This is a genomic window from Petroclostridium xylanilyticum, from assembly GCF_002252565.1.
In the GTDB taxonomy this organism is placed as follows: Bacteria; Bacillota; Clostridia; order SK-Y3; family SK-Y3; genus Petroclostridium; species Petroclostridium xylanilyticum.
The window spans coordinates 68,027-83,231 of sequence record NZ_NPML01000003.1; the positions used below are offsets into that span (position 1 = coordinate 68,027).

The 15,205-nt window shown below is 35.5% G+C and carries 15 protein-coding genes; all 15 read left to right on the forward strand.

Translation table 11 applies throughout. The features are described from left to right. Positions 1-3 precede the first annotated feature (3 nt). The gene (locus tag CIB29_RS01595; RefSeq protein ID WP_094546124.1) at positions 4-1,287 is read left to right on the forward strand and encodes a TRAP transporter large permease; all 1,284 of its coding nucleotides are present in this window, start codon (positions 4-6) and stop codon (positions 1,285-1,287) included. 47 nt (positions 1,288-1,334) lie between these two features. Then, on the forward strand, positions 1,335-2,576 hold the full coding sequence (locus tag CIB29_RS01600) for a nickel pincer cofactor-dependent isomerase, group 22 (protein WP_094546126.1): 1,242 nt from the start codon (positions 1,335-1,337) through the stop codon (positions 2,574-2,576). 185 nt (positions 2,577-2,761) lie between these two features. After that, positions 2,762-3,217, forward strand: a complete 456-nt coding sequence (gene rpiB / locus CIB29_RS01605) for a ribose 5-phosphate isomerase B (RefSeq protein ID WP_094546128.1) — start codon at positions 2,762-2,764, stop codon at positions 3,215-3,217. Between the two features lies 1 nt (position 3,218). Continuing rightward, entirely contained in the window at positions 3,219-4,067 is an 849-nt protein-coding gene (locus CIB29_RS01610; RefSeq protein WP_094546130.1) for a transketolase, read from the forward strand. Further along, positions 4,067-5,008, forward strand: coding sequence for a transketolase family protein (locus CIB29_RS01615; RefSeq protein ID WP_094546132.1), 942 nt, complete (start codon positions 4,067-4,069; stop codon positions 5,006-5,008). Before CIB29_RS01610 ends, CIB29_RS01615 begins: the two co-directional genes overlap by 1 nt. A 519-nt stretch (positions 5,009-5,527) precedes the next feature. Beyond that, on the forward strand, positions 5,528-6,382 hold the full coding sequence (locus CIB29_RS01620; protein ID WP_094546267.1) for a class II fructose-bisphosphate aldolase: 855 nt from the start codon (positions 5,528-5,530) through the stop codon (positions 6,380-6,382). Between the two features lie 68 nt (positions 6,383-6,450). After that, positions 6,451-7,410 carry a PHP domain-containing protein gene (locus CIB29_RS01625; RefSeq protein WP_094546134.1) on the forward strand — a complete coding sequence of 320 codons (960 nt, stop codon included), beginning with the start codon at positions 6,451-6,453 and terminating at the stop codon, positions 7,408-7,410. Between the two features lie 65 nt (positions 7,411-7,475). Beyond that, positions 7,476-8,204, forward strand: a complete 729-nt coding sequence (locus tag CIB29_RS01630) for a GntR family transcriptional regulator (protein WP_094546136.1) — start codon at positions 7,476-7,478, stop codon at positions 8,202-8,204. Positions 8,205-8,317: 113 nt separating this feature from the next. Next, positions 8,318-9,205, forward strand: coding sequence for a dihydrodipicolinate synthase family protein (locus tag CIB29_RS01635; protein WP_094546138.1), 888 nt, complete (start codon positions 8,318-8,320; stop codon positions 9,203-9,205). Beyond that, positions 9,202-10,155, forward strand: a complete 954-nt coding sequence (locus tag CIB29_RS01640) for a hydroxyacid dehydrogenase (protein ID WP_094546140.1) — start codon at positions 9,202-9,204, stop codon at positions 10,153-10,155. The genes CIB29_RS01635 and CIB29_RS01640 overlap by 4 nt, the downstream gene beginning before the upstream one ends. After that, complete coding sequence (locus CIB29_RS01645; protein WP_094546142.1) at positions 10,152-11,504, forward strand: FGGY-family carbohydrate kinase; 1,353 nt, start codon at positions 10,152-10,154, stop codon at positions 11,502-11,504. Before CIB29_RS01640 ends, CIB29_RS01645 begins: the two co-directional genes overlap by 4 nt. 251 nt (positions 11,505-11,755) lie before the next feature. Beyond that, complete coding sequence (gene yihA, locus CIB29_RS01650) at positions 11,756-12,370, forward strand: ribosome biogenesis GTP-binding protein YihA/YsxC (RefSeq protein ID WP_094546144.1); 615 nt, start codon at positions 11,756-11,758, stop codon at positions 12,368-12,370. Between the two features lie 118 nt (positions 12,371-12,488). Next, complete coding sequence (locus CIB29_RS01655; RefSeq protein ID WP_094546146.1) at positions 12,489-13,241, forward strand: fumarylacetoacetate hydrolase family protein; 753 nt, start codon at positions 12,489-12,491, stop codon at positions 13,239-13,241. After that, entirely contained in the window at positions 13,231-13,503 is a 273-nt protein-coding gene (locus CIB29_RS01660; protein WP_094546148.1) for a DUF1294 domain-containing protein, read from the forward strand. The genes CIB29_RS01655 and CIB29_RS01660 overlap by 11 nt, the downstream gene beginning before the upstream one ends. A 77-nt stretch (positions 13,504-13,580) precedes the next feature. After that, positions 13,581-15,092, forward strand: a complete 1,512-nt coding sequence (locus CIB29_RS01665; protein WP_094546150.1) for an HD domain-containing phosphohydrolase — start codon at positions 13,581-13,583, stop codon at positions 15,090-15,092. The last annotated feature ends 113 nt before the right edge of the window (positions 15,093-15,205 follow it).

The window sequence follows — 15,205 nt, forward strand, 5'->3', positions numbered from 1 at the left end:
TCTATGGAATTGCTTATATTTGTAGTAAGTTTATTTTGTTTATTGGCTTTTGGTATTCCGATAGCGATCGTGCTAGCTTTATGTGCGATTATATTAATGCTTTTTATGGGACAATGGGATCCTCTTACAATTAGTCAATCAATGGTAATGGGTACTAATAATTTTCCATTAATGGCAATACCCTTCTTTATGTTGGCGGGCGAAATTATGGCTCAAGGAGGGTTGTCTGAAAGAATTGTTAAATTAGCTAATTTAGTAGTAGGAAGAATAAAGGGAGGACTTGGATATGCTGCTATTTTAGCCAGTATCCTTTTTGCAGGTCTATCAGGCAGTGCTGTTGCTGATGCAGCAGCATTAGGGAGTATTTTAGTACCTCTTATGCAATCAAGCGGGTATAAAGTTGAACGTGCTGCTGGATTTATTTGTGCGGGTTCAATTATTGCTCCAATTATTCCCCCTAGTATTCCCATGATTGTGTTAGGTACAACTGTAAGTATTTCCATTACTAGGTTATTTATGGCTGGAATAGTTCCAGGACTTATGCTTGGTATAGCATTAATGATAGTATGGAAATTCATTGTTAAAATAGATGGATATACAGATGTAGTGACGTTTTCACGAGAAGAAGCAAAACAAATAGTGAAAGATTCCTTACCAGCTTTGTTTATGCCTGTATTAATTGTTGGTGGTATCCGTTTAGGCATATTCACACCTACAGAAGCGGGTGCTTTTGCAGTAGTATATGCTTTAATAGTTTGTACATTAGTGTATAAGGAACTTAATTTAAGTAAAATAGTTGATATCTGTATTAATTCAGCAAAAAGCACTTCATTAGTTATGTTTATTGTAGCTTCTGCCTCAGCGGTTGGTTGGTTTATTACTATTGCTCAGATTCCCAATCAAGTGGCTTCGCTTTTAGGGGGGTTAATCGATAAACCTGTTGCACTGCTGCTAGTAATAAATGTTTTTCTTTTCTTGATAGGGATGGTAATGGATTTAACCCCTAATATTTTGATTTTTGCTCCAGTATTATTCCCTGTTATTATACAAGCCGGAATTGACCCATACTTCTTTGCTTTAGTTATGATTTTAAATCTTTGTATTGGTCTGGTGACACCGCCAGTGGGAACAGTTTTATATGTTGGATGTAGTGTTGCTAAAATTAGTTTTGCTAAATTAGTTAAGGGAATACTGCCGTTTATAATAGTGGAACTGGTAATTTTATTAATTTGTATAATTTTCCCACAATTAGTTATTGTGCCTGTTAAATTTATAATGGGATCGTAAAAATGTTTAATATCTCAGAAATCTTTATAAAAGGAGATTGTTGATAAATGAATATTCCTAAAATGATTAAAATCAAACAATACTTTAACAATGAAAAGTTAGAAAATGTGGATCAGACTGTAAAAGAAGAAATAAAGCATGCAGGTCTTCAAATAAAACCTGGTGCGAAAATAGCGATAGCTGTAGGAAGTAGAGGCATTGCAAATTTAAGTATTATTGTTAAAGCACTTGTAGAAAGTATCAAAAAAATTGGAGGAAATCCATTTATTGTACCAGCGATGGGGAGTCATGGAGGTGCTACTGCTGAAGGACAGAGAGAAGTATTAGAATCTTATGGCATTACTGAACAATATGTAGGAGCACCTATAAAATCTTCTATGGAAGTGATGGAACTTCCAGGGGATGGATTAGAAAATAAGGTATATATGGATAAGTATGCTTATGAAGCAGATGGAACAATTGTTGTAAACAGAATAAAGGTACATACTGATTTTCATGGCCCTACTGAAAGTGGGTTATTTAAAATGTTAGTTATTGGATTAGGAAAACATAAACAGGCAATTGAAATTCACCGTTATGGCGTGTATGGATTAAAAGAACTTATTCCTTTGACAGCAAGACAAATATTAAAACACGGCAATATAATTATGGGATTAGGAATTGTAGAGAATGCTTATGATGAGACAATGATTGTCAAGGCAATAAGACCGGAAGTGCTTGAACAAGAAGAAATAAAGCTCATGGATATTGCAAGAAAGAATATGCCAAGCCTACCTGTAGACAGATTAGATGTTCTTATTGTAGATACAATAGGAAAAGATATCAGTGGAACTGGTATGGATACTAACATTGTTGGTCGCATCAAAATTAATACAGAACAAGATCCTCCAAAGCCTAAAATTACAAGGATTGTAGCTACTGATTTGAGCGAGGGGTCTCATGGAAATGCGGTAGGAATGGGAATTGCGGATGTGATAACCGAACGACTTAGAAGTAAAATTGATTTTAGGGCAACTTATGAAAATGTTCTTACTGCTACCTTTTTGGAAAGAGGAAAAATGCCGGTAGTTGCACAAACAGACAGGCAAGCATTGGAATATGCATTTAAAACCTGTGGTCCTATAGAACCGGAAGATGCAAAAGTGATAAGAATTAAAGATACGCTGCATTTAGGAGAGATGTATGTATCTCAAGCGGTACTCAATGAGATACAGCATTTACCTAATATAGAGGTTATAGGCGAGTTTGTGGATATAATAAATGACCGAAATGAGTTAATTAAAGAATAATTTGATATAATTTCATAAGATCTTTATAGCAAAATTTTTTAAACTTATAATAAGGAGTGCGTCATTTAAATGAAGCGACATATAAGCAACTATTTCCCATAGAAAATATTAAAAAAATTTTTAGCAGTACATGTATATACATATAAATACATATTATATCATAAAAATGTGAAAGGGGAATCAAGATGGTAATTGCTATAGGATGTGATCATTTAGGGTTAGAACTTAAGAAAAAAGTTATGGAGGAATTTTCTAAGCAGGGTTATGAATTTAAGGATTTTGGAACATATAGCCATGACCCTGTGGATTATCCTGATATTGCTTATTCAGTCGCAACGAGTATTGCTGAAGGTAAATGTCAGAGAGGTATATTGATTTGTGGTACTGGTATAGGTATGGCAATAGCTGCAAACAAAGTAAAAGGTGTATTTGCAGCTGTGTGCCATGATATTTACTCCACAGAAAGATCAATATTAAGTAACAATATACAAATTATGTGTCTTGGTGCTCTGGTAATAGGAAGTTCAACGGCAATTACATTAGTTGATAAATGGTTAGGACTCCAATTCAAGGAAAGTCCATCTCTTAAGAAAATTGAAAAGATCAAATTCATTGAAAATCAAGTATTGGGGGTGAAGTAGAATGTCCCCATTGTCGCACTGTGATAGTGAATTTCTAGAAAAAAAAGCTTTCAAGATACGACATCACATTATTAATACGATAATTAAGAACGGTGAAGGACATGTAGCTTCAGCTTTATCTTGTGCAGATATCCTTTCTGTTTTATATATGAAGATTATGAATATTAATCCTAAAAATCCGGAATGGGATGAACGGGATAAGTTTATACTTAGTGCAGGACATAAGTGTCTTGCTTTATATGGGGCTCTCGTAGAGAGAGGATTTGTAGAGGAAGAAGTTTTGAATACATATAACAAATTAGGTTCTCCTATACCAGGACATCCTGATATGAAGAAGTTGAAAGGTGTCGAATTTAGTACCGGGTCTTTAGGGCATGGCTTGTCAATTGGTTGTGGCATGGCACTTGCTGCAAAACTGGATAAAAAAAATTATAAAGTGTATGTATTGATGGGAGATGGCGAACAGGGAGAAGGCTCTGTATGGGAGGCTGCTGCGTATGCTTCACATAACAAGCTTGACAATCTGGTTGCTATCATAGACCGAAATGGTCTTCAGATTAATGGAACCACAAAAGAAATTTTAAATACAGCACCACTTGAAGAGAAGTATTCTGCTTTTGGTTGGTCGGTAAAGGTGATAGATGGACACTCTATTCAAGAGATCTATGATACGCTTGTATCAGTACCCTTTGATCAAGGTAAACCAAACATGATCATTGCAAATACCATAAAAGGTAAAGGTTTGTCTTTTGCTGAAAATAATCGTCTGTACCATCACTGGCATCCTGATAAAGAGGAAGTTGAAAAAGCTATAGCGGAACTAAATGAATATGAACGGAGGTGGCTGTAATGGGAAATATGTCAAAAGACCCCAGAAAAATATTCGCAAAAACAATGTTGGATATAGGAGAAAAAAATCCTAGAATTCTTGCCGTCTCCTGTGATTCTGCTAGTGGTGGCGGTATGGGAGATTTTATAAAAGCATTTCCGGAAAGATACATTGAGGCAGGGATAAGCGAACAAAATGCTATAGGAATCTGTGCAGGTGCAGCAAAACAAGGATTTATACCTGTGATTGTAGCAATAACACCCTTTATAACCATGAGATGTTATGAACAAATTAGAAACGATATAGGATATTCTAATATGAATGTTAAAATCATTGGCTCGGGTGGTGGATTAGCATACAGTACGTTAGGTTCCTCCCATGAAGCAATAGAAGATATTTGTGTTATGAGATCTATTCCCAATATGACGATTCTGGTTCCCGGTGATGCATATGAAGTTGATATGGCGCTGAGAGAAGCAGTTGAACACAAAGGTCCGGTATATATAAGAATGCCCAGACACCCTTTAGATGATATTGTAGATTCAAGTAAACGTTGTTTTAAAATAGGCGATGCAGAAATGATAGAATCCGGTGATGATATTACGATATTTGCAAGTGGAACAATGGTTAAAGAGGCACAGCAGGCTTCAAAGATTTTAAGAAGCAGAGGAATAAATGCAGCAGTAATTGATGTTCATACTATCAAGCCGATTGATATAAAAATGGTAAAAAGTTTATATGAAAAAAGTAAAATGTTTGTGACCGTAGAAGAACATTCAGTTATAGGTGGATTAGGTAGTGCCATTGCAGAAATTATAGCTCCTGTTAAGAAGGCTACTCCTCTACATATAATGGGAGTGAGCGATGGTGCGACGAATACAGGTCCCTATAGAGAGTTACTTGAAAGTTATTCTCTTACTGGTGAAAAATTAGCCGTGAGAATATATGAGTTATATGTATAAGTGTGAATATAAATTGGATGTTCATCTGTTGCTACCTTTGAGAGCTATGTGGATACCGCCTGAAAAACAGATGTTTATCCCTGCTCTGAGAAACAATTAGAAAAACGTCTGCGAATAAAACTATTATTATTGCCAAATACATATATATGTTGCAAAAAAGATTTTACAGAATCGTTCAGGAACGTGACATGAGGACGGTTCGAAACCACTGAAAAAGTACTAATTTTTAAAAAATGCTAACGGAGTTATGCAGGTTTTAGACCTCAATTTTCAGAAAAACATGACTTTTTCATTGGTTTCGGACGGTTCTCAGTCACATTAAAAAGCAAATGTGCATGATGCCCGTCCCTAAGTCACATTCTTTCTTACGTGCTTTCATGTAATATCTTTAATGCAACTTATATAGATTTTTTGTCGAAAATATTTACTTATTAAAAAAAATATGATAATATTAAAGCGCGATGTACTTGTATATACATGTTATTGCAGGAGCATATGAATTTGAAAGGAAGGCTGCATATGGCTTACGTGAATATGAAACAAATGCTGGAAAAAGCCAGAAAAGAAAGATATGCTGTTGGTGCTTTTAATATTGTGAACTATTTAACTGCTCAGGCTGTTATAGATGCAGCTGAGGAATTAAACTCACCGTTAATCCTTCAGACCTCTGCTTCAACAGTGAAACAAATTGGAGTAAAGGAACTGGCAGATATGTTAATACCCATGGCAAAAAGGGCAAAGATACCCGTGGCAATTCATTTAGACCACTGTACGGATATTGAACTTGTCAAAAAATGCATTGATGCCGGATGGTCTTCGGTTATGATTGATGCATCTAAGCTACCTTTAGAAGAAAATATTAAACAGACAAAGGAAGTTAAGGAATATGCTGAAGGTAAGGATGTAACCGTCGAAGGAGAACTGGGAGCTATCGTGGGGGTAGAGGATGATATTGTTGTAGAGGAAGGAGAAGAAGCTCTCGCAAGTGTAGAAAAATCCAAGATATACCTGGAAGCAACAAACATTGATGCTTTTGCCCCGGCTATAGGAACTGCCCATGGTTTGTATAAAGGTGAGCCGCGTATAGATTTTGACCGTTTTACAGAAATAGAAAAACTTTCTTCCTGTCCATTAGTAATACATGGTGGTACAGGGCTTGCAGCGGATGTATTTAAAAAACTTATTGCTCTAGGAGGAGCCAAAATTAATATATCCACTGCCATTAAAATTGCGTACTGTGGTGGAATGAATGAGTATACAGTCCAACGTCCTGCAGAAAATAATCCTTTAAAATTAGATAAGTATGTAAGTGACGCTGTAAAACGAATTGCAAAAGAACATATTGAATTATTTGGTTCAGTAAATCGAGCATAATCTTGCTATCATTTATCTGAATATAATATTTGAGAATATCAGAATGGGTAAAGAATAGGAGAGAAATTATGTTATACAAACCTGCGTATTTATGTGATTTGCACTGTCATACCAATTTATCCGATGGCAATGATACCTACCAGCAACTCATTGATAAAGCGGCAGAAATTGGTATGAAAGTTATTGCAATTACTGACCATGATATAGTACCCAGTGAAAAAATGGAGATAGACGGCAAAATACTAACCCCTGAAGAGTATGGACGTGAGAAAAATGTTAATGTACTGTTAGGTATTGAATATTCTTGCGATACCGATGTGGATGATGTTCATATTATAGGTTTGGGATGTAATTGGAAAGATGAGAACTTCAAGATTGAAGAAGAAAATATGAAACGAAGCAAAATAGAAGGTTATAGAAAATTAACTGAAGTATTATCACAAAATGGAATAAATATATCATGGCAAGAATTATTAGAAAATAATGGGGATTATCGTAAGCCTGAAGATATTCAGAGGAAGCATATCTTCGAAGCTATAGCCAGGAAAGGTTATACTTCTACATGGCAAGAAGCCAAGATTATGGTAAGAGATAATCCAGTATATAATATAAAAAGGGAAAAAATTAATCCGTTAAGAGCCATTGAGCTTATTCACAAAGCAGGAGGACTGGCCATTTTAGCACACCCCTATTTGATAGATGAAGTGGTGAAGAAAGAAAAAAAAGAAATAACAAGAAAAGAATATATACACAAATTGATTGATGCAGGCCTTGATGGAATAGAGGCAGCCTATACCTATTCAAAAACTAGCTATAAGGGTAGTTTAACACCTGAAGAAATTGAAAAAGAAGTAAGAGACATGTACAAAGATAAGGTAAAAATTATCTCCGGTGGTTCCGATTATCATAACGATACTAAAAAAGGTGTAAAAAATGCTAGAATGATTGGAGAAAAAGGAATTACGTGGAAATATTTCAAGGAGAATAAGTATTTGAATGCATTAATTGCAAAAACGGATTTAAAATAATCAACGTATATTGTTTATGGTAAAATATTGCATAAACGTAAGAAGGTTAGTAAGGAGGTTATCTATTGAGTTTAGATCGCTCTAGTCCAAAGCCCCTGCACTTACAGTTGGAAGAGATCTTAAGACATAAAATAGAAAATAAAGAACTTATACCTCATCAGGCAATACCATCAGAGAATGAATTGAGCAGGCAGTTTAATCTTAGCAGAATGACAGTAAGGAATGTCATTACACGTCTTGTAAGTGATGGAATGCTGTATCGCGTACCCGGAAAAGGTACTTTTGTGACGGAACCTAAAATTACGACTGCACCTATTACTCAGATGGGTATTCGAGAACAACTAGAAGCAATGGGATATGAGACAGATACAGCTGTTGTAGATAAAAGGGTGGAAAAAGCTACAAAAAAGATTGCAGATTTCTTGAATATATCTGAAGGTGATCCTATTTATATTTTAGAAAGATTAAGATACGCCAATAATGAGCCTTTAAGCTTGCATACCTCATATATACCTGCTGAACTTTGTAATAGACTTTTTGAAAAGGATATAGAAAGAATACCATTATGTAATATACTGGATAAGGATTATAAGATAGTTGCAAAAAGAGGTATAGAGACATTAGAAAGCATAGGAGCAGGTACAAGGGAATCCAAACTTTTGGAAGTAAAAAAAGGCTTTCCTCTGTTACTGTTGAGGTACGTTATGTACTCACAAAATGAAGTACCTTTTGAATATGCGGAGGTCATCTTCAGAGGAGACAGAATAAAATTAAAATTTGAATTCCATAGATGAAATCAAGGATTACAAATAATAAATTATTTTACCAAGCAAAGGAATGGAATTGTATAGAGGTGTGTAAATGCATACCTATACAATGATATATTAAAAATAAGGAGGATCTATGTATGAAAGAAAAATTAAGAGGGGTATTTGCACCCATTACTACACCTTTTAAAAGCGACGGCAAGGTGGATTATGATGGTTTAAAAATGAATATGGAGAAGTATGCCAGCAGTCCTATTCATGGATATTTAGCTTTAGGCTCAAATGGCGAAAATAAGAGCTTAACAAATAAGGAAAAAGAAGAAGTATTAAAGCTTATTATAGATAATAAAGCACCGCATCAAATTGTTATGGCGGGTTGTATCTTTGAATCTACGCTGGAAACAATTGAATTTGCTTTAAAAGCGCAAGAAATGGGTGCAGACTTTATTACACTTCTACCGCCCTCCTACTTTAAGAAACAAATGACAGATGCAGTACTTATTAAATATTTTACTGATGTTGCCAGTGCCGTTTCTACTCCCTGTCTGGTATATTGTGCTCCTCAATTTTCGGGCGGTCTTACCATATCAGTAGATGTAATTAAAGAAATATCCAAACATCCTAATATTGTAGGAATGAAGGATTCCTCGGTAGGTAACATAGAGAATTATCTCATGGCGGCAGATGAAGACTTTGCAGTAATGGCAGGATCTGCAAACTTCTTCTTTAATGCTGTTTTAATGGGAGCGAGTGGAGGCGTAATATCCCTGGCAAATGCTTTTCCAGATATAACAGTAGAACTTTATGAATGTGCAGTTAAAGTTGATATGGAAAAAGGAATAGATCTCAATAAAAAGATATTAAGAGTCAATAAGGCTGTCTCCGGAAAAGGCGGCGTGGCAGCGGTTAAAGCTGCAATGGATTTGGCAGGCTTTGTGGGTGGTGCCCCTCGATTACCTCTTTTACCTATCAAGCAAGAAGATATTGAAACCATGAAAAAGACATTGGAAAAAGAGGGGTTATTATGAAAAAGGTACTTTTAGCACAACCTATTCATAGTGCAGCAATGGATTTATTAAAACAATATACTCAAGTTGTACTAATAAAAGAAGGTAATATGGATGAGTTTAAGGAGCATCTTAAGGATACCTATGCAGTGATTTTAGGAACCTCTGTTAAATTTACAAGTGATTTAATGGACATTGCTCCTGAATTAAAAGTAATAAGTCGAACCGGAGTAGGTGTAGATAATGTGGATGTAAAAGCGGCCACTCAAAGGGGTATATATGTATTAAATACTCCCGAAGCTAATTCATTATCTGTAGCCGAACATACGGTAATGATGATTTGTGCGTTGGCAAAGCATGCTATTTTTTTGGATAACCAGTTGAGAAACAATAATTATGGCGTACGGCGGTTATACCTCCCGGTAGATCTCCAGGGAAAAATACTGGGGCTTGTAGGATGCGGCCGTATAGGTACTATGGTAGCACAAAAATGTATAAAAGCATTTGATATGAATGTAATCGCCTATGATCCGGTTTTAAAAGTGGCACCTGAGGAAATTACATTGGCAGAATCAATAGATGAAGTTTTTCAAACAGCAGATTTCATTTCTTTACATATTCCACTTGTTGAAAGCACACGTAATCTTGTAAATGAAAGATTACTTTCTCTGATGAAACCTTCTGCATTCTTAATCAACACAGCACGAGGCGGCATTGTAGATGAAAAGGCGTTAATAGCAAAATTGAAAGAGAAAAAAATTGCAGGGGCTGCTTTGGATGTATTTTTGAAAGAGCCGCCAGATCCTGCTGATGAACTGTTAACTCTCCCTAATATCATATTAACACCTCATACTGCTGCATTAACTCAAGAATGTACAGCCAGGGTGGCGATGGAGGCAGTAAAGGGGGTTATTGATTTCATTCAAGGGAAAACACCAAGATTTGTATATAACAAGGAGGTGCTTTCGTGAAAAGGGAATTGATACTTGGGGTGGATGTAGGAACGTCTTCTGTAAAAATAGGAATTTTCGATCAGGATTTGAATGTATTAGCAGAAAATAAGCATTTTCATATGTATAGCACGGTAGGTAAGCATGTAGAAATGGATGGTGATGTACTCTTTCAATCTTTTCTGAGCGCACTTAAACCCCTGGAAAAATATCTTGGTGATGTAGTTGCAATGGGTTTTTCGGTACTATGTCCCGGAATGTTTTGTTTAACAGAAGAAGGGCAGCTTCTACGACCCGGTATTATTCATCTGGATAGGCGCAGTGAAAAACAAGGGCTTGAAATAGTAGAGAAAATCGGAGAAGAAGAATTCCTTAAAATTACCGGAAATCTACCTTATCCAGGCGGTATGAGTGTTACCAGTATGCTATGGGTGAAGGAAAATGAGCCTGAAATTTATGAAAAGACATATAAATTTGGACATACCAATACCTTATTTATCAAGAGATTAACCAATGTATGGGGAGTTGATCCCACAAATGCGTCTTTTACAGGACTATATGATACGGTAGGATTTAGTGATTGGAACGACGAGTTATGTGAGAGGATAGGAATACCCAGGGAAAAACTTCCGCCTATCATTGCTTCTGCCAATATAGCAGGTTATTTAACAGAGGAAGGTGCAAAACTTACCGGATTAAAACAAGGTATTCCCATTATTATGGGGGCAGGAGATACTGCTTGTGCCACTTATGGTGCTGGAGTAGTGGAAGATGGGCAATTAATGAATTCTACAGGGACTGTGGAAGTAATGGTACTCTGTACAGATAAACCCTATTACAGCAGACAGTTTTTATTAAGAACCCATGTAATTCCCGGCAAGTGGATTATAATGAACATTATTGGGGCTGGAGGAGAAAGCCTGAACTGGTTCTATAAAGTGTTTTGTAAAGATATGAGCAAACAGCAATTTTTTGAAGAATATCTCCCAAAGGTGCTGGCTGAATATGATAGAGGAAGTGTTAGCTTTACGCCTTATCTTGCAGGGGATAGGAATAGCATAAAGGATAAAGCCGCATCTTTAACAGGACTTACTCTCAGTGCTACCAGAGAACATATATTATATGCAGTGGTACACGGAGTTATTAAACAACTAGAAGACGGTATGGATACGTTTAGAAAGATTAGTAACATTAGTGACACCATTTATTATACAGGTGGAGGCTCAAACGCCTTAAGTCGATATAAGGAGAGAGTGTTCGCAGATTTTAAATTTAAAATGGTAGATAATTGTGCAATGAAAGGTATAGCCAAGCTAATTAAATTGGCTGTAGATCATCAAAAATGCATTAAAGCTGATACAGGCTTCTAGCATTGTTTATAACGACTGCGAAAGAAAAACCTGATCCCTTGTGGGTCAGGTTTTTCTTTCGTATAAAGTTTCATCAAAATCTACTGTTTAAAGACTAAGAGGCTTGCCTCGAAGAATAAAATCGAAGATTTTGATATATTTAAAAATAGATATGGTATAATAGTATAAAAAACAACAACTATCCAAAAGCTATGTCTTATTGTATAATATTTCAAAGTTACAGCTTTATTTTGATGTAGGAGGATAAGTATATGAATGCCAATAATGTAAGTTTGAAAATATCTGCTGTTAGTGCTGAACAATATCCCAAAGACAATAAGCCGGAAATAGCTTTCGCCGGTAGGTCTAATGTTGGTAAATCTTCACTTATTAATAGATTGGTTAATAGAAAAAGTCTGGCAAGAGTAAGCTCCAAGCCGGGAAAGACTAGTACAATAAATTTCTATGATATTGAAAATAAAATATATTTCGTGGATTTACCCGGTTATGGTTTTGCAAAGGTATCCAAAAGTGAAAAACAAAAATGGGCTAAAATGATTGAAGAATATCTCAACACGAGGGAGCAGTTGCTTCAGGTAATTTTATTAGTGGACAGCCGGCACAGCCCTACGGAAGATGATATTATGATGCTAAATTGGATCAGACAATTTAATGATAATGCAGTTGTTGTGGCTACAAAATGGGATAAGCTTTCGAGTAAAGAGAGACAAGAAAATTTGGAAAAGATTAAAAGCACTTTACAGTTGACTGAAGAAGATAAAATCATTCCGTTTTCTGCACAAAGTGGAGAGGGGAAAGAAGGACTATGGGAGATAATAGACGATATAATAGGAAGTGACGAAATAGGGGCAGGGGATGTTTCGTGAAAAAAGTTCACGGTTCACAGTAAGCGGTGCGTTGCGGAGAGTTTTTGAACTGAGAATTGAGAATGGAGAATTATAAAGATAAAGATAAAGATATAATAAATGAAGTGGGGGAATTTATATGAAGTATGTTAGATTTGAAAAAAACAATGAAATTTCTTATGGGATTCTGGAAAATGAGAAAGTTACAAAAGTAGAAGGGAATATATATGGAGAATACAAAGCTACTGATAGTTTATATGATTTAAGTGAAGTTACCCTTCTTGCTCCGTGTGAACCTTCCAAAATAGTTGCAGTTGGGCTAAATTACAGGGACCATGCAAGAGAAATGGGAGAACCTATCCCTGCTGCCCCTAAGCTATTCATTAAACCATCTACGTGTGTGATAGGACCTGAACAAAAGATTATATTACCTCCTATGTCCAAAAGAGTTGACTATGAGGCTGAAATTGCAGCAGTTATTAAAAAGACCGCAAAGAATATTGCTGTTGATGAAGTTAAAGAATACGTACTTGGATATACATGCCTAAATGATGTTACAGCAAGAGATTTACAGAAAGCTGATGGACAGTGGACTAGAGCAAAAGGGTTTGACACTTTTGGACCTATAGGCCCGTGGATTACAGATGAGATAGATGCTAATCATGTTGATGTTAAATTGCTATTAAATGGGGAACAAAAGCAACACTCACATACATCTAACTTTATATGGAAAATTGAGGAGCTTATCAGCTTCATTTCACAAGTAATGACTTTGCTGCCGGGAGACGTAGTGACAACAGGTACACCATCAGGTATTGGACCTATGAAACCAGGCGATTGTGTGGAAGTGGTAATTGAGGGTATAGGGACCTTAAGAAATTATGCTGAATAATGTTTTAATTGTATATCTGATTTTAATAAATCTTTTATCTGCAAGTGTTATGTGGGTTGATAAACGAAAAGCAAAGAAAAATCGGTGGAGAGTAAAAGAGAGAAATTTATTTATATTGGCATTGATAGGCGGGGCTCCAGGAATATATCTTGGAATGAATCTTTTTAAGCATAAAACAAAACATCTGAAATTTACTTTAGGTATTCCTATAACATTGATAATTAATATTATAACAATTTATTGGCTTACTCAAATATTCTAATAGGGGGTGCATAGACCAGTTAGCCTCTAGGGAGTATGATTCCCTAGAGGGAACAACTATGCAAGTGGAGGTTGACAATGATTGACAAGAGAATCAGTACATTGTTGAAATCTTTAAAGTTTAAAGCATTTTTACTTATGGCATTGGCTTTTGTTGGTATATTAATCATTATTTCTATAGGGGCGTATATAAGAGTTGAAGATGATATATATTTGCTTAGATTCATAGTGGTTGGTGTTTCAATAATATGTATTGTTATTATTTCCTTATTACTATATTTTTTGATTAAAACAATTATTATTCCCATCAATAAAGTGTCAAAAGCGATGGTGAAAATGGCGGAAGGCGATTTCAGACAACAGCTCTTAATTTCCGGTGACAATGAAATTGGGGTCATGGAAAAAAGCTTCAATTTGCTTTCACAAAAGTTATTGTCCATGTATGATCTTATCGAAAAAGTAAACAGTGGAGAAAGTTTTGAACATACTTTTGAATACGTATTTGAGGTATTCAAACAATTTATACCTTATCATCGTATCGGTATGGCGCTAGTAGATGAAAGAGAAGGAAGAATCCGGGCTGAAATTGCCCGGAGTGACAGCCAAAACATCCGATTGATAAATGGATACTCTCTACCTTTGGCCAAAACAAGTCTAATGGCAGTAATAGAGTCGGGACAACCGAGGATTATCAATGATCTTGAGAAATATCTGGAGCAGCATCCCCATTCTGAATCTACACGTCTAATTATTGAAGAGGGGATGAAGGCCAGCTTAACCTTACCCCTCAAAGTGAATAATACGGTTATTGGAGTTTTATTTTTCTCCAGCATTCAAAAAAATATTTATAATGATTCCCATATCGTCTTTTTAAAACAAATTGCCAACCATTTAGCACTAAGTTTTGAAAAAAGTATTTTAGTGGGAGATCTGGTATTAGCGTCTATCACTGCTATTGTTAAATTGGCGGAGTCAAGAGATAATGATACCGGCAGGCACATAGAGAGAATGAGGAATTATTCAGTTGCTATAGCAAGAAAACTTGCTCATAATCCCAAATATTCTGAAATCATTACTGAAAAATACATAAGAGAAATATATAATTTTAGTCCACTGCACGATATTGGGAAGGTTGGAATACAGGATAGTATTTTATTAAAACCGGGGAGACTTACTCCGGAAGAATTTGAAATTATGAAAACCCATACACTTATTGGGGCAGAAGTTTTGGAAAAAGCGCAGGAAACGCTAAAAAACAGAAATAAGCTTTTTTTTAATACCGGGATAGAAATAGCTTTATGCCATCATGAAAAATACAATGGTGAAGGCTATCCATATGGTTTACAGGGCGAACAAATTCCACTATCTGCAAGGATCGTTACGGTAGCCGATGTATTTGATGCGTTAACGTCAAAAAGGCCATATAAAAATCCAATGACTGTAGAACAGTCCATGGAAATTATTATACAAGATAGAGGAAAAAGCTTTGATCCGGATGTAGTAGATGCATTCTTACAAGGTAAAAATGAAATAATGAAGATATATCAACATTTATCTGATCATTACCAGGAATTAATAATGTCTGGTTAAGACATTATTATAAACAATAAAGGCTTTATTATTGCATTTATAATAAAGCCTTTATTGTTTGTATAATAATTATTTAGATGGTAATACTTGAAATAGTAGAGAAATAAGAACAA

Excerpts from the sequence above, each read along its gene's own strand:
- CIB29_RS01615 (WP_094546132.1), top strand. The coding sequence starts at position 4,067 with ATGGGAAATATGTCAAAAGACCCCAGAAAAATATTCGCAAAAACAATG.
- CIB29_RS01660 (WP_094546148.1), top strand. The coding sequence starts at position 13,231 with ATGCTGAATAATGTTTTAATTGTATATCTGATTTTAATAAATCTTTTA.
- CIB29_RS01620 (WP_094546267.1), top strand. The coding sequence starts at position 5,528 with ATGGCTTACGTGAATATGAAACAAATGCTGGAAAAAGCCAGAAAAGAA.
- CIB29_RS01600 (WP_094546126.1), top strand. The coding sequence starts at position 1,335 with ATGAATATTCCTAAAATGATTAAAATCAAACAATACTTTAACAATGAA.
- yihA (WP_094546144.1), top strand. The coding sequence starts at position 11,756 with ATGAATGCCAATAATGTAAGTTTGAAAATATCTGCTGTTAGTGCTGAA.
- CIB29_RS01665 (WP_094546150.1), top strand. The coding sequence starts at position 13,581 with ATGATTGACAAGAGAATCAGTACATTGTTGAAATCTTTAAAGTTTAAA.
- CIB29_RS01655 (WP_094546146.1), top strand. The coding sequence starts at position 12,489 with ATGAAGTATGTTAGATTTGAAAAAAACAATGAAATTTCTTATGGGATT.
- CIB29_RS01640 (WP_094546140.1), top strand. The coding sequence starts at position 9,202 with ATGAAAAAGGTACTTTTAGCACAACCTATTCATAGTGCAGCAATGGAT.
- rpiB (WP_094546128.1), top strand. The coding sequence starts at position 2,762 with ATGGTAATTGCTATAGGATGTGATCATTTAGGGTTAGAACTTAAGAAA.
- CIB29_RS01595 (WP_094546124.1), top strand. The coding sequence starts at position 4 with ATGGAATTGCTTATATTTGTAGTAAGTTTATTTTGTTTATTGGCTTTT.
- CIB29_RS01635 (WP_094546138.1), top strand. The coding sequence starts at position 8,318 with ATGAAAGAAAAATTAAGAGGGGTATTTGCACCCATTACTACACCTTTT.
- CIB29_RS01625 (WP_094546134.1), top strand. The coding sequence starts at position 6,451 with ATGTTATACAAACCTGCGTATTTATGTGATTTGCACTGTCATACCAAT.
- CIB29_RS01610 (WP_094546130.1), top strand. The coding sequence starts at position 3,219 with ATGTCCCCATTGTCGCACTGTGATAGTGAATTTCTAGAAAAAAAAGCT.